The organism is Streptomyces hirsutus, from assembly GCF_001418415.1.
In the GTDB taxonomy this organism is placed as follows: Bacteria; Actinomycetota; Actinomycetes; order Streptomycetales; family Streptomycetaceae; genus Streptomyces; species Streptomyces hirsutus.
Genome location: NZ_LIQT01000073.1, coordinates 1 through 20,713 on the forward strand (window position 1 = coordinate 1; position 20,713 = coordinate 20,713).

The window sequence follows — 20,713 nt, forward strand, 5'->3', positions numbered from 1 at the left end:
TCCCCCGGGGATCGGGGGATCCCCGGGGGAACCAAGGGGGGAACAAGTAACGGGGGACGCGGAGATGTCGGGGGACGTCGCCGTGGAGCGGGGGAGCCACAAGGGAGCGGGACGGGAAGGCCGGGGGGCCTTCCCGTCCCGCTTCCGTGTGTGCGACGTGTGCCGTGGGTGCGTCGGCGCGGTGCCGGCTACGACCGGGCGGACGTACGCGTCGTGAGCGTTCCGGCGCCGGCCGGAACGCTGCCGCCCCGTGCGGTCGCCAGGCGGGTCAGCGCCTCGTCGCGGTCGCAGGCGTGCGCGCCGAGCGCGGTCTGGCGGGCGACGATCGACCGTTCCAGCCGCATCAGCCGCCAGCCGCGGCGCAGCAGGAACGGCACGGACTTGCGGCCTTCCTCGAGGTCCCGCAGGAAGCGGCGGCGGAAGGTCTTCACCGGGCCCCGGCTCAGGCACAGCGCGTCGGCCAGGAGGCCCAGTTCGCCGCAGCGGGCGACGATCTCCGCGGCGAAGATGCCCTCCGCGATGAACAGCGGTGCGGCGCCGAAGTCCACGTGCGACGCGCCCGTACGGGCACTCAGGCCGATGTCGTAGACGGGCACATCCGTGCGACCCGTACGGCACAGCCGGTCGATCGCGGCGACGGCGGCGTCCGCGTCCCAGGAGCCGGGGTGGTCCCAGTCGATGTCGGAACCGCCCGCCACGAGGGGCAGGGACGGGTCGTCGCCCTCCTTGTAGAAGTCGTCGAGACGCAGCACGGGCAGGCCGGAGCGGGCCGAGAGGAGGGACTTGCCGGAGCCGGAGGGGCCGCAGAGCAGCACGACACGCGCGGAGAAGGGCGACTGGGAACTCACGGGACACCAGTCTGAGGCATCGAACGGGTGGTGTACGACCGTGCGGGTCCGCTTTGAGGCGCGTACCACATCTCCACTACGCTGCGCGTCGTTCCGGTCACTCAGCGGGAGGATCGGCGAAGCCAAGAGGTGGCAGCAGCGATGGCCCGACACGCAGCACCCAAGAAGCCGGCCGCCCGGCGCACCCTGGTCGCTCTGGCGACCGCGGGAGTGGCCCTGGGGGCGGGCGCGACGACGGCGGCAGCGGCGGACTCGGAGGCGCCCCAGGGCCCGCGCACCACGCGTCCCGCATCGCTCGGAGCCGTCGATCCGCAGACCGGTGTGCAGCCCCTGACGGGCACGGTCGGCCATGTCGCGGGCCCGGTCTCCGGCCTGAAGCCCAACCCGCTGGCCGGCACGGGCGTCGACCCGCTCGACAACGGGGTCGGCACCCAGGTCGCCGACTTCAAGCCGGTGGACTCCCGCACGGTGACCCGCCCGGTGGCCCAGGCGGAGTCGGTCGACGGCATTCCGGTGGTCGGCCAGGCGACGGGAATGCTGGGCGGCTGATCCGCGGGGCATCCGCAGGACGTCCCGCGGACCGGCCGGACATCGAGGCGTCCGCCGGACATACGGAGAGCCGCACCCCTCCCGGACGGGGGGCACGGCTCTCCGGGCTGCGGCGCCTCCGTCAGTAGGCGGAGCCCGAGGCGCCCAGGGAGCCGGTCGGGTGCCAGACCGTCTTGGTCTCCAGGAACGCCGTCATGCGGTCGGCGCCCGGCGTCGCCGCCCAGTTGTCCACAGGCTGTGGACGCAGGACGCGCTTGAGGTTGTCGGCCGCGGCGATCTCCAGTTCCTTCGCGAGCGCCTCGTCGGCGCCCGCCAGGTCGATCGCGTTGACGTCCTGGTGCGCGGCCAGCGGCGCGGCGATCTCCGCCGTACGGCCGGACAGGATGTTGACCACACCGCCGGGCACGTCGGAGGTGGCCAGGACCTCGCCGAGCGAGAGCGCCGGGAGCGGGGCCTTCTCCGAGGCGACGACGACCGCGGTGTTGCCGGTCGCGATCACCGGGGCGAGAACCGAGACCAGGCCCAGGAAGGACGACTCCTGGGGTGCCAGGACGGCGACCACGCCGGTCGGCTCGGGGGAGGACAGGTTGAAGAACGGGCCCGCGACCGGGTTTCCGCCGCCGACGATCTGGGCGATCTTGTCCGTCCAGCCCGCGTACCAGACCCAGCGGTCGACCGCGGCGTCCACCTGCGCCGCGGCCTGCGCCTGCGACAGGCCCTCCGCGTCGGCGACCTCCGAGGCGAACTGCTCCCGGCGGCCCTCCAGCATCTCCGCGACGCGGTAGAGGACCTGACCGCGGTTGTACGCCGTCGCCCCGGCCCAGCCGCCGAACGCCTTGCGGGCGGCGACCACCGCGTCACGGGCGTCCTTGCGGGACGACAGCGGGGCGTTCGCCAGCCAGTTTCCCCCTGAATCGGTCACCTCGAACACCCGGCCGCTCTCGGAACGCGGGAACTTCCCGCCGACGTACAGCTTGTAGGTCTTGAAGACGCTCAGCCGCCGCTGCTCGGTCCCGCCGGCCGTGTCGGCGGTCGCGGCCTTGCCGGCCTGCACGTTCTTGTCGGTCTTCTCAGACATCGAGGTACGCCTCCAGGCCGTGGCGGCCGCCCTCGCGGCCGAATCCCGACTCCTTGTAGCCGCCGAACGGCGAGGTGGGGTCGAACTTGTTGAACGTGTTGGACCAGACGACACCCGCACGGAGCTTGTTCGCCACGGCCAGGATGCGGGAGCCCTTCTCCGTCCAGATGCCCGCCGACAGGCCGTACGGCGTGTTGTTGGCCTTGGCGACGGCCTCGTCCGGCGTCCGGAAGGTGAGCACCGACAGCACCGGGCCGAAGATCTCGTCCCGCGCGACGGTGTGCGCCTGGGTGACGCCGGTGAACAGCGTCGGCGCGAACCAGTAGCCGTTCTCGGGGAGTTCGCAGGGCGCCGACCAGCGCTCGGCGCCCTCCGCCTCACCCTGTTCGACGAGCGAGGTGATCCGCGCGAGCTGCTCCGCGGAGTTGATCGCGCCGATGTCGGTGTTCTTGTCCAGCGGGTCGCCCAGGCGCAGTGTGGAGAGCCTGCGCTTGAGGGAGTCGAGCAGCTCGTCGTGGATCGACTCCTGGACCAGCAGGCGGGAGCCCGCGCAGCAGACCTGGCCCTGGTTGAAGAAGATGCCGTTCACGATGCCCTCGACGGCCTGGTCGATCGGGGCGTCGTCGAAGACGATGTTGGCGCCCTTGCCGCCGAGTTCGAGCGTGACCTTCTTGCGGGTCCCGGCGACGGTCCGCGCGATCTGCTTGCCGACCGCCGTGGAGCCGGTGAAGGCGACCTTGTTCACGTCCGGGTGGGCGACCAGCGCGGCGCCCGCGTCGCCGTATCCGGGAAGGATGTTGACGACGCCCCGGGGCAGGCCCGCCTGGCGGCAGACGTCCGCGAAGAAGAGGGCGGAGAGGGGGGTGGTCTCGGCCGGCTTGAGGACGACCGTGTTGCCGGTCGCGAGCGCCGGGGCGATCTTCCACGCGAGCATGAGCAGCGGGAAGTTCCAGGGGATGACCTGGCCGGCCACGCCGAGGGGGCGCGGGCTCGTCCCGTAGCCGGCGTGCTCGAGCTTGTCGGCCCAGCCCGCGTAGTAGAAGAAGTGCGCGGCGACCAGGGGCAGGTCGGCGTCCCGCGTCTCCTTGATCGGCTTGCCGTTGTCCAGCGTCTCCAGGACGGCCAGCTCGCGGCTGCGCTCCTGGATGATCCGGGCGATGCGGAACAGGTACTTGGCCCGCTCGGCGCCGGGCAGCGCCGACCAGCTCGCGAAGGCCTTCCCGGCCGCCTTCACCGCGCGGTCCACGTCCGCCTCACCGGCCTGCGCGATCTCGGAGAGGACCTCCTCGGTGGCGGGGCTGACGGTCTTGAAGACCCGGCCGTCGGCCGCCTCGGTGAACTCGCCGTCGATGAACAGGCCGTAGGACGGGGCGATGTCGACGACCGCGCGGGACTCGGGCGCCGGGGCGTACTCGAACGCGGACGAGCGTGCGGGAGCGGCCCGGACGGTGGCTGCCGCGGCGGCCCCGCCTGCCACGGCGGTCGACGCGTCAGCGGCCTTGTTCTTCTTGTTCTTCTTGGTCATGGTGATCAGTCCACCGTCACGTAGTCGGGACCGGAGTAGCGGCCGGTGGCCAGCTTCTGGCGCTGCATCAGCAGGTCGTTCAGAAGCGAGGAGGCGCCGAAGCGGAACCAGTGGTTGTCCAGCCAGTCCTCACCGACGGTCTCGTTGACCAGGACGAGGAACTTGATCGCGTCCTTGGTGGTGCGGATGCCGCCGGCGGGCTTCACACCGACCTGGACCCCGGTCTGCGCACGGAAGTCGCGGACCGCCTCCAGCATCAGGAGCGTGTTCGCGGGCGTGGCGTTCACCGCCACCTTGCCGGTCGAGGTCTTGATGAAGTCCGCGCCGGCCAGCATGCCGAGCCAGCTCGCCCGGCGGATGTTGTCGTACGTCGACAGCTCGCCCGTCTCGAAGATGACCTTCAGCCGGGCGCTCGCCCCGCAGGCCTCCTTCACGGCGGTGATCTCGTCGAACACCTTCCGGTAGTTCCCCGCGAGGAACGCGCCGCGGTCGATGACCATGTCGATCTCGTCGGCACCGGCGGCGACGGCCTCCCGGACGTCGGCCAGCTTGACGGCGAGCGAGGCGCGGCCGGCCGGGAAGGCGGTCGCGACGGAGGCGACCTTGACCGTGGAGCCGGCGACGGCCTCCTTGGCCGTGGCCACCATGTCGGGGTAGACGCAGACCGCGGCCGTGGCGGGCGCCGTACGGTCGGACGGGTCGGGGCGGACCGCCTTCGCGCCGAGCGCCCGGACCTTGCCCGGGGTGTCCGCGCCTTCCAGCGTCGTCAGGTCGACCATCGAGATGGCGAGGTCGATGGCGTACGCCTTCGCGGTCGTCTTGATCGAGCGGGTGCCGAGCGAGGCGGCACGCGCCTCCAGACCGACCGCGTCGACGCCGGGCAGCCCGTGCAGGAAGCGGCGCAGCGTGCTGTCGGACGCGGTGACGTCGCTCAGCGCGGCGGGAGCACCGCCTCGCTCGGGCGCCGGCGAGGGCTGGGGGGAGGTGGGTGCAGTGGAGGACATGGTCACCAGCCGAGCATATCTACGCGCGTAGCGGCTGTACAGCCCTCCGACCCGTTCAGGAACGGGGGCGGACCCCGTCCTGTTCCTGCCCTGTTCCCGCCCTGTTCCGCCCGGCCCCGCCCACCGCCTGCCCGTGCGGGCGCGAGTGCGGGCGTCGGGCAGAATCGGGAGCATGACGACCCCCGAGCCTCAGCCGTCCGACCGGGAGCCCGCAGAGCCTGCCCAGTCCACCGAGTCCACCGAGCCCGCCGACTCCTCCGAACCGTCGGAGCCTTCGGCGGTGTCGGAGTCCCCGGCGACTTCGGAGCCCGCGGACTCTCCGGCGGCGGCTTCAGCGGCTTCAGTGGCGTCGGAGGGATCGGCGGCGGCCTCGGCGGGCCCGGCGGCCTCGGGGCCCAAGTACGCCGACCGGATCTACCGGTCGACCTCGGGGTTCGTCGGCGGCGCGCTGATCCTCGCCCTCGCCTGCTGGCTCGGTATCGACGCCGTGGCCGTCGGCGAGGGCAACACCCCATGGCTGGCGCTCGCCGCGCTGCTGTTCCTCGTACCCCTGGTGGCCGCGTACACCCTGGTCCCCGCGGTGTTCGCCAACGAGGACCGGCTGCGCGTCCGCAACCCCTTCCGCACGATCACGCTGCCCTGGGGACGGGTGGTCTCGCTGCGCTCCGGTTACACCAACGAGGTCTTCTCGGACGACGGCGGCAAGTACCAGCTGTGGGCCCTGCCCGTCTCGCTGCGGGCCCGCAAACGGGCGACGCGGCGGGACCCGCGGGTCATGGGCGGCCGGACGCCGGGCACCGAGGCCTCCCGGCGCGGGGGCGTCGCCCCGGGCGCCCCGGACCGGTCGGCCGGAGTCGATCGGGCGCCGACGGACCGCTCGATGGACGAACTGCGTGAGCTGCACGAGATCCGTGGGGGCGAGGCGAGCGCGCAGGGCGAGGTGAGCGTGCGGTGGTCCTACGAGATCATCGCCCCGTCGCTGGCCGGCGCCGTGCTGCTGGCGGTCCTGCTGGGGCTCGGCTGAGGGATCTCGACCCCCCTGAGGGGCGGTACGTCGGGAGGGGCTGCCGATCCGGCAGCCCCTCCCGACGCTTTTCCCCGTGCTTTTCCGCGGGTGCTCCGGCGCGGGATCCCCACGCCGGTCGCTCAGATGCCGGCCGCCGCCTTCAGGTCCCGCTTGATCGCGGTCAGCAGGGCCGCCGCCTCGGTGCGGGCCGCGGGAAGGTCGTCCCGCGCGGTGACCGGGACGACGACCTCCAGGTAGCACTTCAGCTTGGGCTCCGTACCGCTCGGGCGGACGATGACGCGGGCGCCCCGGAGGGTGTAGCGCAGGCCGTCGGTGGGCGGCAGGGCGTCCGTGCCCCGGGTCAGGTCCTCGGCCTCGGTGACCGGCAGGCCGGCCAGTTCGGCCGGGGGGTTCTCCCGCAGCCGGCGCATCGCGTCCGCGATGAGGGACAGGTCCTCGACGCGCACGGACAGCTGGTCGGTGGCGTGCAGGCCGTGGGCCACGGCGAGGTCGTCGAGGAGGTCCAGGAGAGTACGGCCCTCCTCCTTCAGCCCGGAGGCCAGCTCGGCGAGGAGCAGGGCGGCCGTGATGCCGTCCTTGTCGCGTACGCCGTCCGGGTCGACGCAGTAGCCCAGCGCCTCCTCGTAGCCGTAGCGCAGGCCCTCGACCCTGGCGATCCACTTGAAGCCGGTCAGCGTCTCCTCGTGCGGCAGACCCGCCTGCTCGGCGATGCGGGCGAGGAGGGTCGACGAGACGATCGACTCGGCGAACGTGCCGGTCGCCCCGCGGCGGACCAGATGGGCGGCGAGCAGTGCCCCCACCTCGTCGCCGCGCAGCATGCGCCAGTCCCCGTCGGTGCCCTTGACGGCCGCGGCGCAGCGGTCGGCGTCCGGGTCGTTGGCGAGGACCAGGTCCGGCTCCGCCTCGCGGGCCGTCGCGAAGGCCAGGTCCATCGCCCCGGGCTCCTCCGGGTTGGGGAAGGCGACGGTGGGGAAGTCCGGGTCGGGTTCGGCCTGCTCGGCGACCAGGACCGGCTCGGGGAAACCGGCCCGCGCGAAGGCGGCGAGCAGGACGTCCTTGCCGACGCCGTGCATCGCCGTGTAGACCGTGCGGGCGGTACGGGGGGAGTCCTTGGCCAGGACCGCGTCCGTGCGGGCGAGGTAGGCGTCCAGGACGGAGTCGTCGAGGGTCTCCCAGCCGGCGTCGGGACGGGGCACGTCGTTCAGGGACCCGACGGCCGCGATCTCGGCGGCGATCTCCGCGTCGGCCGGGGGGACGATCTGGGAGCCGTCGCCGAGGTACACCTTGTAGCCGTTGTCGCGGGGCGGGTTGTGACTGGCGGTGACCTCGACCCCGGCGACCGCGCCGAGGTGCCGTATGGCGAAGGCGAGCACCGGCGTGGGCAGGGGCCGGGGCAGGACGGCGGCCCGGAGCCCGGCGCCCGTCATGACGGCGGCCGTGTCGCGGGCGAAGTCCGCCGACTTGTGGCGGGCGTCGTAGCCGATCACCACGAGGCCCCCGGTGTGCCCCTGCCCCTTGAGGTACGCGGCGAGGCCGGCGGCCGCGCGGATGACGACGGCGCGGTTCATCCGCATCGGGCCGGCGCCCAGCTCGCCGCGGAGGCCCGCGGTGCCGAACTGGAGGGTGCCGCTGAAACGGGCGGTGAGTTCGGTGACGTCGTCGGCGTCGAGGAGCGCCGCGAGTTCCGCGCGGGTCTCGGGGTCGGGGTCCTCGGCGAGCCAGGTGCGGGCGCGAGTGGTCAGGTCGTCGTGCACGTGTCGGTCAGCCTCTCGAATGGTTCGTTGCGTCGTCCCGCCCCGCGGAGGGGCCCGGGCGGAGGGCCCGGCACGGGTCCTGCGGAAAAGCCACGGGAAGGGGGCCTGCCGGAGGGGTCCCGCGGAGGGTTCCCCTACAGGCGGCCCAGGACCTGGGTCAGGAGGGTGCCCATCCGGGTGGCCGAGTCGCGGCCCGCCTGGAGGACCTCCTCGTGGTTGAGGGGCTCACCGGTCATGCCGGCGGCGAGGTTGGTGACCAGGGAGATGCCGAGCACCTCCGCACCCGCCTCCCGCGCCGCGATGGCCTCGAGCACCGTCGACATGCCCACCAGGTCCGCCCCGATCACCCGCGCCATGCGGATCTCCGCCGGGGTCTCGTAGTGCGGGCCGGGGAACTGGGCGTAGACGCCCTCCTCCAGGCTCGCGTCGATCTCCTTGCACAGGGCCCGCAGACGCGGGGAGTACAGGTCGGTGAGGTCGACGAAGTTGGCGCCGACGATGGGGGAGGTGGCCGTGAGGTTGATGTGGTCGCTGATCAGGACCGGCTGGCCGGGACGCATGCCCTCGCGCAGACCACCGCAGCCGTTGGTCAGGACGACCGTCTTGGCGCCGGCGGCGACGGCGGTGCGGACACCGTGCGCCACGGAGGCCACGCCGCGGCCCTCGTAGTAGTGGGTGCGGCCCAGGAAGACCAGGGCGCGCTTGGCGCCGACCCGGTAGGACCGGATCGTGCCGCCGTGGCCCTCGACCGCGGGCGGCGGGAAACCGGGCAGCTCGGTGACCGGGAACTCGGCGTCGGGGGTGCCGAGGGCGTCCACGGCCGGTGCCCAGCCGGAGCCCATCACGAGGGCCACGTCGTGGGTCTCGGCGCCCGTGAGCTCACGCAGGCGCGCGGCTGCGGCGTCGGCTGCGGCGTGGGGGTCGCCCTGGATGTCGTCCGGAAGAAGAGAAGCGTTCACGCGGATGAGAGTAGCCGGTGTTCGCCTACGCGCGTAGATGTCGTAGCTCACGGGCTCGCGATCGTTGTCCTGTCGTTTCCGACGAGGAGGTGAGCAATGGACCGAATCCGGAGCCCCCGTCGCACACCCACCGTCGTACGGGCGGTTTCGTGCGGGCGGGTTCCTGCGGGGCGGTGCGCGAAGCCGCTCCGCGTGAGCGCCTGCGCACTCAGCAAGGACGCTTGCGCAGCTCCATCACGTAGTCGTGGGGCGCGCCCGCGGATTCCGCCGCGTCCGCCACCTGTCCCAGGTAACGGGCCGAGGGCAGGCCGCCCTCGTAGGCGTTCAGGACGTAGGCCCAGGCGGATTCCTCGCCGTCCAGGGTGTGCACGCGGACGCGGGTGCGCCGGTATATGTCCAGGCCCGTGCCCTCCCAGCGGTCCATGGAGTCCTCGTCCATGGGGGCGATGTCGTACAGCGCGACGAAGACCTGTGCGAAGTGGTCCTCGACGATCGTCGCGAGCGCCCCGGTCCCGCTCTCCTTCGGGCTTCCGGTCCCGCTCTCGATCCCGTTCCCGGTTCCCGTCCCGGTCCGGTCCTCGGCCGACAGGCCGCCGTCCGACCCGTCCGGCCCGCCCGGCCAGGGCAGACCCCAGGTGTCGCCCCCGAAGGTCAGCCGCCACCCGTTCAGCCAGCCGGTGGCGCGCAGCGGCGAATGCGGAGCGCGGCGGGACATCAGCCGCGCGTCGAGGTTGCCGGCGTACGCGGCGTAGAGCGACATGGTGGAGAGCGTACGGCAGCCGCACCGCGGACCACTCCGGTAACAGGGGGGCCACGGCCCGGAGCCCCGGGGCGGTCGCACGGTCAAGTGTGCGGGACAATGGAGTACGTGACTCGGATCGTGATCATTGGTGGCGGACCCGGCGGATACGAAGCGGCGCTGGTCGCCGCGCAGCTCGGCGCGGAGGTGACCGTCGTCGACCGCGACGGCCTGGGCGGTGCGTCGGTGCTCACCGACTGCGTGCCGTCGAAGACCCTGATCGCCACGGCCGAGGTGATGACCACCTTCGACTCCTCCTACGAGGAACTGGGCATCATCGTCGCCGACGACACTCCGCACGTCGAGCAGGCCGCCCGGGTGGTGGGCGTGGACCTGGGCAAGGTGAACCGCCGTGTGAAGCGGCTGGCCCTGGCCCAGTCGCACGACATCACCGCGTCCGTGACGCGGGCCGGCGCCCGGGTGCTGCGCGGCCGCGGACGGCTCGAGGGCATGCAGGCCCTCGACGGGTCGCGCAAGGTCGTCGTGCAGGCCGCCGACGGGACCGAGGAGACGCTGACCGCCGACGCGGTGCTCATCGCCACCGGCGGCCACCCGCGCGAGCTGGCCGACGCCCGGCCGGACGGCGAGCGCATCCTGAACTGGACCCAGGTCTACGACCTCGACGAGCTCCCCGAGGAACTCATCGTGGTCGGTTCCGGTGTCACCGGTGCCGAGTTCGCCGGCGCGTACCAGGCGCTGGGCTCGAAGGTCACGCTCGTGTCGTCGCGCGACCGGGTGCTGCCGGGCGAGGACCCGGACGCCGCCGTGGTGCTGGAGGACGTCTTCCGCCGCCGCGGCATGAACGTCATGGCGCGTTCGCGCGCGCAGTCCGCCAAGCGGGCCGGGGACCGGGTGGAGGTGACCCTCGCCGACGGGCGGGTCATCACCGGGTCGCACTGCCTGATGGCGGTGGGCGCCGTCCCGAACTCCGCGGGCATGGGGCTCGAGGAGGCCGGGGTCAGGCTGCGCGAGTCGGGGCACATCTGGACCGACCGGGTCTCCCGCACCAGCGCCCCCGGCGTGTACGCGGCCGGTGACGTCACCGGGGTCTTCGCACTGGCGTCGGTGGCGGCGATGCAGGGGCGCATCGCCATGTACCACTTCCTGGGCGACGCGGTCGCTCCGCTGAACCTGAAGACCGTCTCGTCGAACGTGTTCACCGACCCCGAGATCGCCACCGTCGGTTACACCCAGGCGGACGTCGACGCGGGCAAGATCGACGCGCGGGTCGTGAAGCTGCCGCTGTTGCGCAACCCCCGCGCGAAGATGCAGGGCATCCGTGACGGGTTCGTCAAGATCTTCTGCCGGCCGGGCACCGAGATCGTGGTGGGCGGCGTCGTGGTCGCACCGCGTGCCTCCGAGCTGATCCACCCCATCTCGCTCGCGGTCGACAACAACCTGACGGTCGAGCAGATCGCGAACGCCTTCACCGTGTACCCCTCGCTGTCGGGTTCGATCGCCGAGGTGGCACGACAGTTGCACACGCGGAAGATGGGCGGGGAAGCCTGACCGGGCGGACCGACCCCGGCTCCCCGCCAGCGCCCCACCGCCGCCCACCGAGTGACCGTCAACTCCCTTTTGGTCACAGGGAGTTGCGGGGCATGCGCGCGGCATGAGCGATGCAACCAGGCCATCACTTGGCGCTTATACCACTTGACGGTCGGGTGTGCGAACAACTTCTGCTATTCAGCGCAAAGTGCTGAAAGCAGACGGTCGCTGGAGTTACTGTCAGTTTCGTGTTCGCTGCAGAACGTCGCCAATTGATCCTCGAAATGGTGCGAGCGAACGGGGCCGTGTCGCTCCGTGAACTCGCCCGCGTCGTCCAGACCTCCGAAGTGACCGTACGGCGGGACGTGCGCGCGCTGGAGGCAGAAGGACTCCTCGACCGCCGGCATGGCGGTGCGGTACTGCCGGGTGGTTTCACGCGAGAGTCCGGCTTCCCGCAGAAGTCCCATCTCGCGACCGCCGAGAAGACCGCCATCGCCGACCTCGCCGCGAGTTTCGTGGAGGAGGGCGAGGCCGTCGTGGTCGGTGCGGGTACCACCACGCAGGAGCTGGCGCGCCGGCTGGCCCGGGTGCCCGGGCTGACCGTCGTCACCAATTCCCTGCTCGTGGCCCAGGCGCTGGCGCACGCCAACCGGGTCGAGGTCGTGATGACCGGCGGTACGCTGCGCGGTTCGAACTACGCCCTCGTCGGCAGCGGCGCCGAACAGTCCCTCCAGGGGCTGAGGGTGTCCAGGGCCTTCCTCTCCGGCAGTGGGCTGACCGCCGAACGCGGGCTGTCCACGTCCAACATGCTGTCGGCCTCCGTCGACCGGGCGCTGGTGCAGGCCGCCGCGGAGGTGGTGGTCCTCGCCGACCACGGCAAGCTCGGCATGGACACCATGTTCCAGACCGTGCCCACGGACCTCATCACCCGCCTGGTGACGGACGAGCCGCCCGCCCACGACGACCGCGCGGCCACCGAGCTGCAGGCACTCGCCGATCAGGGCGTCCAGATCGCCGTGGCCGGAGCGCCGGGAGGCACCGCGGGCCCGGGGGGTGACGGGGCCCCGGCGCGTCAGCAACAGCGCCGGGACATGCCGCTGCCGGGGCCCCGCCGACAGGGTCCGGGGCTGCGGTCGGCGGTGGGCCTGGGAGCGGCCGAACAGGCCCAGAGCGCGGAGCGGGCACGGGTCGCGGACCTGCGCAGACGGTGAGCGCGCGGTAGCCCGCAGACGCGCGGTGGCCCGTCAACGCAAGGCGCCCGGCGGACCTGTCCGGTCCGCCGGGCGCCTTGAAGCGTCGTACGGGTCAGTCCTTGATCTCGCAGATGACCGCCCCGGACGTGACGGACGCGCCGACCTCCGCGCTGAGGCCCTTGACGGTGCCGGAGCGGTGGGCGTTGAGGGGCTGCTCCATCTTCATGGCCTCCAAGACGACGACGAGGTCGCCTTCCTTGACCTCCTGCCCCTCCTCCACCGCGATCTTGACGATGGTGCCCTGCATCGGGGAGGCGAGGGTGTCACCCGAGGCCACGGGACCGGACTTCTTCGCCGCACGGCGCTTGGGCCTGGCCCCGGCCGCGAGACCCGTGCGGGCCAGCGACATGCCGAGCGAGGCGGGCAGGGAGACCTCGAGGCGCTTGCCGCCGACCTCGACGACGACCGTCTCCCGGTCGACCTCCTCGTCCGCCTCGGCGCCCGCGCCGGCCGTGAAGGGCTTGATCTCGTTGACGAACTCGGTCTCGATCCACCGGGTGTGGACCGTGAAAGGATCGGCGGAGCCGGTGAGCTCGGGGGCGAACGCGGGGTCCCTGACCACGGCGCGGTGGAACGGGATGGCGGTGGCCATCCCCTCGACCTGGAACTCGTCCAGGGCGCGGGCCGCCCGCTGGAGCGCTTCCTGGCGGGTGCGGCCGGTGACGATCAGCTTGGCCAGCAGGGAGTCCCAGGCCGGGCCGATGACCGAGCCCGACTCGACGCCCGCGTCCAGGCGCACGCCCGGACCGGACGGCGGGGCGAACGTGGTGACCGTGCCGGGGGCGGGGAGGAAACCGCGTCCCGGGTCCTCGCCGTTGATGCGGAACTCGAACGAGTGACCGCGCAGCGGCGGGTCGTCGTAGCCGAGCGCCTCGCCGTCGGCGATGCGGAACATCTCGCGGACGAGGTCGACGCCGGCGACCTCCTCGGTGACCGGGTGCTCCACCTGGAGGCGAGTGTTGACCTCCAGGAAGGAGATCGTGCCGTCGACGCCGACCAGGAACTCCACCGTGCCGGCGCCGACGTAGCCGGCCTCCTTCAGGATGGCCTTCGACGCCGAGTACAGCTCGGCGACCTGCGCGTCGGACAGGAACGGCGCCGGGGCCTCCTCGACCAGCTTCTGGTGCCGGCGCTGCAGCGAGCAGTCGCGGGTGGAGACGACGACCACGTTGCCGTGGGTGTCGGCCAGGCACTGGGTCTCCACGTGCCGCGGCTTGTCCAGGTACCGCTCGACGAAGCACTCGCCGCGGCCGAAGGCGGCCACCGCCTCGCGGACCGCGGAGTCGTACAGCTCCGGGACCTCTTCGAGGGTGCGGGCGACCTTCAGACCGCGGCCGCCGCCGCCGAACGCGGCCTTGATCGCGATGGGCAGGCCGTGCTCCTTCGCGAAGGCGACGACCTCGTCGGCGCCGGACACCGGGTCGGGCGTGCCCGCGACCAGGGGCGCGCCGGCGCGCTGGGCGATGTGGCGGGCGGCGACCTTGTCACCGAGGTCGCGGATGGCCTGCGGCGGCGGGCCGATCCAGACCAGCCCCGCGTCGAGGACCGCCTGGGCGAAGCCGGCGTTCTCGGAGAGGAAGCCGTAGCCGGGATGGATGGCGTCGGCCCCCGATTCGCGGGCGGCCTTCAGCACCTTGTCGATGTCGAGGTAGCTGGTCGCGGGAGTGTCACCGCCCAGGGCGAACGCCTCGTCCGCGGCGCGGACATGCAGAGCGTCGCGGTCCGGATCCGCGTAGACGGCCACGCTCGAGATACCGGCATCCCGACAGGCTCGGGCCACGCGGACAGCGATTTCGCCACGGTTGGCGATGAGCACCTTGCGCACGATTGAGGCTCCCTCCTTGAAACAAGCCGAGTTTAGGGACTACCGACACGGCACTACGACCCGTCCCCAAGGGTGAGCTTGCCCACACGGAGCGTGATTCGAGGCTCGCTCGACCCGCGAAATCCCATGTCGCACCTTGGTACGCAAGACTCCTCCGGGAAACCCTAGCCGTCCCGTGTGGTCAAGGTCTCTGTGAGAGCGTGCTGCGGCCCACTCCGTTTTTTTGTCGAGTCCCTACGAATGGCCCAATGATTCTTTGCCGTTCGCGGGACCCTTGCCCCTGTCTTTACTTGTCAGTAACGTTCGCGCTGTCTCGAGCGTACTCGGGGTAACCACAGTCGTGCTCGAAAGTGGGTGGGGCCGGTGGTCCGCAGACCGGTGGCGTGGATCGTGGCACTCGTGCTCTTCGCCGAAGGGCTCGGCGTCGCCGCCCTGAACTGGTTGCTCGGGGTCGTCGTCGACCGGCAGGACATGTCGCTGGCCGGCCTCGATCCGCACCTGACGTCGGTGTCCTCGAAGGCCGTCGGCGTCGTCTTCGGGCTCTGCTTCGCCCTGTGCGGCCTCGTCGCGCTGCTGGTCGCCCTGCGCGACCGCGCGCCCTCCGGGGCGGGCCGGGTCCTGCTGATCGGCGCCGCCGTGGTGCACGCGCTGCTGGGCGCCTTCGCGTGGGGACTGGTCGGCGTGTCCGCGTTCCTCTCCATGGTGGTGGTGCTCGCCCTCATCGTGCTGCTCCTGATGACGTACGACCCCGAGAGCCGTCCTGGAGCGCCCGCCGACGCCGCCGGACCCGCCGAGCCCGCCGCTCCCGCCCGCGGGAGCGGCGGGGACGGCGCCGACGGGTCCCCGGTCACCTCTCCGGCGGCGCCCACAGCTCCGTGATGCCCACGCCCAGCCGGGCCAGCAGACGGCGCACCAGCGGCAGGCTGATGCCGATGACGTTCCCGTGGTCGCCGTCGATGCCCTCGATGAACGGGGCCGAGCGGCCGTCCAGGGTGAACGCTCCCGCGACATGGAGCGGTTCGCCGGACGCGACGTAGGCGGCGATCTCCTCGTCCGAGGGATCGCCGAAGCGGACGACGGTGGACGCGGTGGCGGAGGCGTACCGGCTGCCTTCCGCGGTGGTGTCGTAGACGCAGTGGCCGGTCTGGAGGATGCCGGCGCGGCCCCGCATCGACTTCCAGCGCGCGGTGGCCTCCTCGGCGTCCGCGGGCTTGCCGAGGGCCTGGCCGTCCAGCTCGAGCACCGAGTCGCAGCCGATCACCAAGGCGCCTCGGACCTCCGGCTTCGCCGCGACGACGGAGGCCTTCGCTTCGGCGAGGGCGAGGGCCAGCTCGGCCGGGGTGGGTGCGGTGACGGCGTCCTCGTCGACCCCGCTGACGATCACTTCGGGGGTGAGTCCGGCCTGGCGGAGCAGCCCGAGCCGGGCGGGGGACTGGGAGGCGAGCACGAGCCGACGGCGGGGCTGATCTGTCATGCGATCAGCGTATCGGCGGATCCGCCCACCGGCGTGGCGGCCGGATGCCTCCGCCCGGCCGGCCCGACGGAAGTCCGGGCCCGGCCGGTCCGACGCCTCACCGCACGCCGATCACGATCATCGCCAGCACCATGGCCAGTGCCATGAGAACGCCCAGCCGCCGCAGCATCTCCTGCGTGTCCCGCAGTTCCTTCGGCGGCTCGTTCTCGGGGTCGGACCACAGCATGCTCTCCATCGTCCGGCCGCCCGGCCCGGCACCGCCTGAGTACGCGTACTCAACTTCCCGGCACGATCCCGACGACGGACTCGGGCCCTAAGGCCTGTCCGGCGGCTCAGGCCGGAGACGCGGGGTCCGGCACGCACATCTGCCGCGTTGTCGTCACTCGCAGACTCCCCCGAGCTCTCGGCTCCTCCCCCACTCTCGGCTTCGCTCGAGCGGGGGCACCCCCATGAGCAGGGGGGACCCCCATCGCGTCGACGCCCTCCTCCGCCTTGCAGCTGCACGCGCCAGGCCCCGCTCACCCCAGCTCGAAAGATGTCGCCGGCTACCTCCGACTCGATCCGCCGGACAGGCTCTAAGCCCCCGGCCAGTACGTCCGCGACCAGGCCGTCGGCCCCGGCTGGGGCAGGAGACGGCCGGCGATGCGGGCCGGGTCGGACCAGGAGGCGCGGGGAGCGGGCGCGCCGGACGGCACGGCGGACGCCGCCGCGGCGCGCACGCGGACCACCGCCAGTGCGGCGGCCAGCTCCTCCGGGGTCGGGTTGCCCCGTACGACCTTGATCGTCATGGCGTCTTCCAATCGCTCGGCCGGGCCCCGGTGCGCAGAGCCCGGCGGGCAGGGGTCACAGGGGGATGTTGCCGTGCTTCTTCGGAGGCAGGGATTCCCGCTTGGTCCGCAGCTGACGCAGCCCGCGGACGATGTGCCGACGGGTGTCCGACGGCATGATCACCGCGTCGACGTAGCCGCGCTCGGCCGCCACGTAGGGGTTGAGCAGCGCGTCCTCGTACTCCTGGATCAGCCGGGCGCGGGTGGCTTCGGCGTCGCCCGATTCGGTGATGGTGCGGCGGTGCAGGATGTTGACGGCGCCCTGTGCGCCCATCACCGCGATCTGCGCGGTGGGCCACGCCAGGTTGATGTCGGCGCCCAGGTGCTTGGATCCCATGACGTCGTACGCGCCGCCGAACGCCTTGCGGGTGATGACGGTGATCAGCGGGACGGTCGCCTCCGCGTACGCGAAGATCAGCTTGGCGCCGCGCCGGATGATGCCGTCGTGCTCCTGGTCGACACCGGGCAGGAAGCCGGGCACGTCGACGAAGGTCAGGACCGGCACGTTGAAGGCGTCGCAGGTGCGCACGAAGCGGGCCGCCTTCTCGGAGGCGGTGATGTCCAGGCATCCGGCGAACTGCATCGGCTGGTTGGCGACGATGCCGACCGGGCGGCCCTCCACCCGGCCGTATCCGGTGACGATGTTCGGCGCGAACAGCGACTGCGTCTCGAGGAACTCGCCGTCGTCCAGGATGTGCTCGATCACCGTGTGCATGTCGTACGGCTGGTTCGCGCTGTCCGGGACGATCGTGTCCAGCTCGCGGTCCTCGTCGGTGACGGCGAGGTCCGCCTCCTCCGGGTACGCCGGGGGATCGGAGAGGTTGTTGGACGGCAGGTACGACAGCAGCTGCTTGACGTACTCGATGGCGTCCTTCTCGTCACCGGCCATGTGGTGGGCCACGCCCGAGGTGGAGTTGTGGGTGCGGGCGCCGCCCAGCTCCTCGAAGCCGACGTCCTCGCCGGTGACCGTCTTGATGACGTCCGGGCCGGTGATGAACATGTGCGAGGTCTGGTCCACCATGACCGTGAAGTCGGTGATCGCGGGGGAGTAGACCGCGCCGCCCGCGCACGGGCCGACGACCAGGCTGATCTGCGGGATCACGCCGGAGGCGTGGGTGTTGCGGCGGAAGATCTCGCCGTAGGCGCCCAGCGAGGCCACACCCTCCTGGATGCGGGCACCGCCGGAGTCGTTGATCCCGATGACCGGGCAGCCGGTCTTCAGGGCGAAGTCCATGACCTTGACGATCTTCTGCCCGTACACCTCGCCCAGCGCCCCGCCGAAGACTGTGAAGTCCTGCGAGAACACGGCGACCGGGCGGCCGTCGACCGTGCCGTACCCGGTGACGACGCCGTCGCCGTACGGGCGGTTGTCGTCCAGGCCGAAGCTGGTGGAACGGTGCCGGGCGAACTCGTCCAGCTCGACGAACGACCCTTCGTCGAGCAGCAGATCGATCCGCTCACGGGCCGTCAGTTTGCCCTTGGCGTGCTGCTTCTCCACGGCCCGTTCCGAACCGGCGTGCGTCGCCTCGTGAATGCGCCGCTGGAGGTCCGCGATCTTGCCCGCGGTCGTACGAAGGTCGGGCTGCTGCACTTCCGGCTCGGACATCGGGATACGGCTCCCTGCCTGCTCAAAAGGGGGGACGGTTACTCATCCGTAGAGTAGTGGGGGCCCCTGGGATCGGCAGTGCGGTCTTTCCCACACTCCTTTCCCCTTCACAGACCGGTCAACGGGCTGAGAACCGCCCCGGTGACCCGGTCTCGTGATCCGGTCCCCCGACCCGTCCCCGCTGCGCCGCGGAGGACGTCGTACCTAGGGTGGCCGCATGACGAAGTCACCGGATGACGATGGCACGACCGGCCCGGACCTCCCGCCGACGCCGGGACGCTGGACCGACCTCGAACGCCCGCCGCTGAACGCCGCCGGCCTGCGCAGAGGCCTGGTGCGCGGCGGCGGGCTGTGGCAGCAGGTCGACGTGGTGCAGCGCACCGGTTCCACCAACTCCGACCTGGTGGCCCGTGCCGGCGCGGGGACGGCCGGCGAGGGGGCCGTGCTCGTCGCGGAGGAGCAGACCGCCGCGCGGGGTCGCCTGGACCGGCAGTGGACGGCCCCGGCCCGCTCCGGCCTCTTCTTCTCCGTCCTGCTCAGGCCCGCCGAGGTGCCGGTGGCCCGCTGGGGCTGGCTGCCCCTGCTCACCGGCGTCGCGGTGGCCACCGGACTGTCCCGGACGGCGGGCGTCGACACGGCCCTGAAGTGGCCCAACGACCTCCTCGTCACCGTCGGCGGCGAGGAGCGCAAGGCCGCCGGAATCCTCGCGGAGCGGGCCGGGGACGACGGGGTGGTGATCGGCGTCGGCATCAACGTCAGCCTGCACGCCGACGAGTTGCCGGTGCCCACCGCCGGGTCCCTGGCGCTGGCGGGCGCGGTGACCACGGACCGGGACCCGCTGCTGCGGGGCGTGCTGCGGTCGCTGGAGGACTGGTACGGGCGCTGGCGGGCGGCGGGCGGCGACCCGGCCGCGAGCGGCCTGCAGGAGACGTACGCGGCGGGGTGCGCGACCCTCGGGCGGGTGGTGCGGGCCGAGCTGCCGGGCGACCGGGTGCTGGTGGGCGAGGCGGTCGCCGTCGACGGGGACGGGCGCCTGGTGCTGGCCACGGAGGAGGGGGTGCAGGAACCGGTGGGAGCGGGTGACATCGTGCACGTGCGCCCCGTCGTCCCGTAGGTCCCGTCGCCGTCGTCCCGTGGGCCATGCCGCCCCGGGGGGCGGGTGAGGGGCGCACGCGGGCACGGGTGCGGATGCGTACGGTGGGTACCCCGATGCCGGGTGCGCCGGTCGTGCCACCCGTCGACGCGACCGGACGGAGTGAGCTGGCGCACACCTGCCGTAGAGTTGAGGCCGGTCGAGACATGGCCGTGGCAGATCGGAAGGGCAGCAACGCGTGACCGTCGACGACTCGGGCTCCGGAACGGAAGCGCAGGGCCGCGCGGAGCCTCCGCCACCCTCGGCCTCGCGCGAGCGGGGGCGGGGGGACGACTCCCGTCCCGCCGACAACGGCGAGGACCCGCTCGCCCTGCGTCTCGAACAGCTCATTCTGGGCGCCGAGCGCCGTTATACCCCTTTTCAGGCGGCCCGCAGTGCCAGCGTCACCGTGGAAACGGCCACGCGCTTCTGGCGGGCCATGGGGTTCGCCGACGTCGGACAGGCCAAGGCGTTGACCGAGGCCGACGTCCTGGCGCTGCGCCGGCTGTCCGGCCTGGTGGAGGCGGGGCTGCTGAGCGAGGCCATGGCCGTGCAGGTGGCGCGGTCCACGGGACAGACCACCGCGCGACTGGCCGAGTGGCAGATCGACTCCTTCCTGGAAGGGCTGACCGAGCCGCCCGAGCTGGGCATGACCCGCACCGAGGTCACGTATCCCATCATCGAGCTGCTCCTGCCCGAGCTGGAGGAGTTCCTCGTCTACGTCTGGCGGCGGCAGCTCGCCGCCTCGGCCGGGCGGGTGCTCCAGGCCGCCGACGACGAGGAGATGGTGGACCGGCGGCTCGCCGTCGCGTTCGCCGACCTCGTCGGGTTCACGCGACTGACCCGGCGGATGGAGGAGGAGGAGCTCGGCGAACTCGTCGAGGCCTTCGAGACGACCGCCGCCGACCTGGTGGCCGCGCGCGGCGGGCGGCTCATCAAGACCCTCGGTGACGAGGTGCTCTACGCCGCCGACGACGCGGGAACGGCCGCGGAGATCGCCCTACGGCTGATCGAGACCATGGCGAACGACGAGACGATGCCGGAGCTCCGGGTCGGCATGGCGTTCGGCACCGTCACCACCCGCATGGGCGATGTCTTCGGTACGACGGTGAACCTGGCCTCCCGGCTCACCTCGATAGCTCCCCGGGACGCCGTACTCGTCGACCCCGCCTTCGCCGAGGAACTGATCCGCACCGGTGACGCGCCCGCCTCCGAGGCTGCCGCCGCCGAGGCGGCGGCAGCGGCGGAGAAGGAGGGCGAGGAGCCGCCGACGTACCGCTTCGGGCTGCAGCCGATGTGGCAGCGGCCCGTGCGCGGCCTGGGCGTGGTGGAGCCGTGGCTGCTCACCCGCCGGGACACCCCCTAGAGGGTCCGGGAGCTCTGTGGCGGCCTCCGCCGGTTCAGCCCCTGAGGCCGGGGCCGCCGCCCACGCACAGGCCGATGATCGGTACGCAGAGGACGGGGTCGTCGTCCGGTGCGCTCGGCCGGTCCGGTGGCGGGGGAGGCGCCTGCCGGTCCGGGGGCCTGGGCCGCGGCGGTGTGCGGTCCGGAGGCGTCGGCGGGGG

18 protein-coding genes and 2 pseudogenes are annotated in these 20,713 nt (G+C 72.4%); 7 read left to right on the plus strand and 13 right to left on the minus strand.

Features of this window, described 5'->3' with window-relative positions:
* Positions 1-188: 188 nt before the first annotated feature.
* On the minus strand, positions 189-848 hold the full coding sequence (locus AOK11_RS06795) for a hypothetical protein (protein WP_055592731.1): 660 nt from the start codon (positions 846-848) through the stop codon (positions 189-191).
* A 141-nt stretch (positions 849-989) separates the two neighbouring features.
* Between AOK11_RS06795 and AOK11_RS06800 the strand changes: the two genes are divergently transcribed.
* Positions 990-1,397: a hypothetical protein gene (locus AOK11_RS06800; RefSeq protein ID WP_055592732.1), complete on the plus strand. Its 408-nt coding sequence runs from the start codon at positions 990-992 to the stop codon at positions 1,395-1,397.
* Positions 1,398-1,518: 121 nt separating this feature from the next.
* Here AOK11_RS06800 and AOK11_RS06805 read toward each other — a convergent pair whose 3' ends face one another.
* The 3 genes from AOK11_RS06805 to deoC are packed head-to-tail and all read right to left on the minus strand — an operon-like array spanning position 1,519 to position 5,004.
* A complete protein-coding gene (locus tag AOK11_RS06805) occupies positions 1,519-2,475 on the minus strand; it encodes an aldehyde dehydrogenase family protein (RefSeq protein ID WP_240497248.1) in 957 nt (318 codons plus the stop codon).
* The gene (locus tag AOK11_RS06810) at positions 2,468-4,000 is read right to left on the minus strand and encodes an aldehyde dehydrogenase family protein (RefSeq protein ID WP_240497249.1); all 1,533 of its coding nucleotides are present in this window, start codon (positions 3,998-4,000) and stop codon (positions 2,468-2,470) included. Before AOK11_RS06810 ends, AOK11_RS06805 begins: the two co-directional genes overlap by 8 nt.
* Positions 4,001-4,005: 5 nt before the next feature.
* On the minus strand, positions 4,006-5,004 hold the full coding sequence (deoC, locus tag AOK11_RS06815; protein WP_055592733.1) for a deoxyribose-phosphate aldolase: 999 nt from the start codon (positions 5,002-5,004) through the stop codon (positions 4,006-4,008).
* Between the two features lie 172 nt (positions 5,005-5,176).
* On the opposite strand from deoC, the gene AOK11_RS06825 reads away from it, so the two are divergent.
* Complete coding sequence (locus AOK11_RS06825) at positions 5,177-6,028, plus strand: PH domain-containing protein (RefSeq protein WP_079034674.1); 852 nt, start codon at positions 5,177-5,179, stop codon at positions 6,026-6,028.
* 122 nt (positions 6,029-6,150) lie between these two features.
* Here AOK11_RS06825 and AOK11_RS06830 read toward each other — a convergent pair whose 3' ends face one another.
* The 4 genes and pseudogenes from AOK11_RS06830 to AOK11_RS39265 all read right to left on the minus strand — a co-directional run.
* Positions 6,151-7,785 carry a phospho-sugar mutase gene (locus AOK11_RS06830; RefSeq protein WP_055592736.1) on the minus strand — a complete coding sequence of 545 codons (1,635 nt, stop codon included), beginning with the start codon at positions 7,783-7,785 and terminating at the stop codon, positions 6,151-6,153.
* Positions 7,786-7,919: 134 nt separating this feature from the next.
* Positions 7,920-8,744: a purine-nucleoside phosphorylase gene (locus tag AOK11_RS06835; RefSeq protein WP_055592737.1), complete on the minus strand. Its 825-nt coding sequence runs from the start codon at positions 8,742-8,744 to the stop codon at positions 7,920-7,922.
* A gap of 208 nt (positions 8,745-8,952) precedes the next feature.
* A pseudogene (locus AOK11_RS38615) lies at positions 8,953-9,255 on the minus strand (gamma-glutamylcyclotransferase family protein); the annotation flags it as partial.
* A gap of 108 nt (positions 9,256-9,363) precedes the next feature.
* Positions 9,364-9,504, minus strand: a pseudogene (locus AOK11_RS39265) (gamma-glutamylcyclotransferase); the annotation flags it as partial.
* Here AOK11_RS39265 and AOK11_RS06845 point away from each other — a divergent pair.
* Positions 9,439-11,052, plus strand: a complete 1,614-nt coding sequence (locus AOK11_RS06845) for an NAD(P)H-quinone dehydrogenase (RefSeq protein ID WP_364736212.1) — start codon at positions 9,439-9,441, stop codon at positions 11,050-11,052. The pseudogene AOK11_RS39265 and the gene AOK11_RS06845 overlap by 66 nt on opposite strands.
* Before the next feature lie 227 nt (positions 11,053-11,279).
* On the plus strand, positions 11,280-12,242 hold the full coding sequence (locus AOK11_RS06850) for a DeoR/GlpR family DNA-binding transcription regulator (protein WP_079034675.1): 963 nt from the start codon (positions 11,280-11,282) through the stop codon (positions 12,240-12,242).
* 94 nt (positions 12,243-12,336) lie between these two features.
* Here the strand turns inward: AOK11_RS06850 and AOK11_RS06855 are convergent, their stop codons facing one another.
* Positions 12,337-14,109, minus strand: a complete 1,773-nt coding sequence (locus AOK11_RS06855) for an acetyl/propionyl/methylcrotonyl-CoA carboxylase subunit alpha (protein WP_055592741.1) — start codon at positions 14,107-14,109, stop codon at positions 12,337-12,339.
* Between the two features lie 363 nt (positions 14,110-14,472).
* Between AOK11_RS06855 and AOK11_RS06860 the strand changes: the two genes are divergently transcribed.
* Positions 14,473-14,988: a hypothetical protein gene (locus AOK11_RS06860; protein WP_055592742.1), complete on the plus strand. Its 516-nt coding sequence runs from the start codon at positions 14,473-14,475 to the stop codon at positions 14,986-14,988.
* On the opposite strand, the gene AOK11_RS06865 is transcribed toward AOK11_RS06860, so the two are convergent.
* The 4 genes from AOK11_RS06865 to AOK11_RS06875 all read right to left on the minus strand — a co-directional run bounded on the left by AOK11_RS06865 (position 14,957) and on the right by AOK11_RS06875 (position 18,016).
* Entirely contained in the window at positions 14,957-15,583 is a 627-nt protein-coding gene (locus AOK11_RS06865) for a Maf family protein (protein WP_079034676.1), read from the minus strand. The genes AOK11_RS06860 and AOK11_RS06865 overlap by 32 nt on opposite strands.
* A 97-nt stretch (positions 15,584-15,680) precedes the next feature.
* On the minus strand, positions 15,681-15,809 hold the full coding sequence (gene mmpB, locus AOK11_RS46140) for a morphogenic membrane protein MmpB (RefSeq protein ID WP_095533885.1): 129 nt from the start codon (positions 15,807-15,809) through the stop codon (positions 15,681-15,683).
* A gap of 349 nt (positions 15,810-16,158) precedes the next feature.
* The gene (locus tag AOK11_RS06870) at positions 16,159-16,371 is read right to left on the minus strand and encodes an acyl-CoA carboxylase epsilon subunit (RefSeq protein ID WP_055592744.1); all 213 of its coding nucleotides are present in this window, start codon (positions 16,369-16,371) and stop codon (positions 16,159-16,161) included.
* Between the two features lie 55 nt (positions 16,372-16,426).
* Complete coding sequence (locus tag AOK11_RS06875; protein WP_055592745.1) at positions 16,427-18,016, minus strand: acyl-CoA carboxylase subunit beta; 1,590 nt, start codon at positions 18,014-18,016, stop codon at positions 16,427-16,429.
* A 217-nt stretch (positions 18,017-18,233) separates the two neighbouring features.
* Here AOK11_RS06875 and AOK11_RS06880 point away from each other — a divergent pair, with 217 nt between their 5' ends.
* Positions 18,234-19,130: a biotin--[acetyl-CoA-carboxylase] ligase gene (locus tag AOK11_RS06880; protein WP_055592746.1), complete on the plus strand. Its 897-nt coding sequence runs from the start codon at positions 18,234-18,236 to the stop codon at positions 19,128-19,130.
* 217 nt (positions 19,131-19,347) lie between these two features.
* Positions 19,348-20,514, plus strand: a complete 1,167-nt coding sequence (locus AOK11_RS06885) for an adenylate/guanylate cyclase domain-containing protein (protein ID WP_055592747.1) — start codon at positions 19,348-19,350, stop codon at positions 20,512-20,514.
* Positions 20,515-20,713 lie beyond the last annotated feature (199 nt).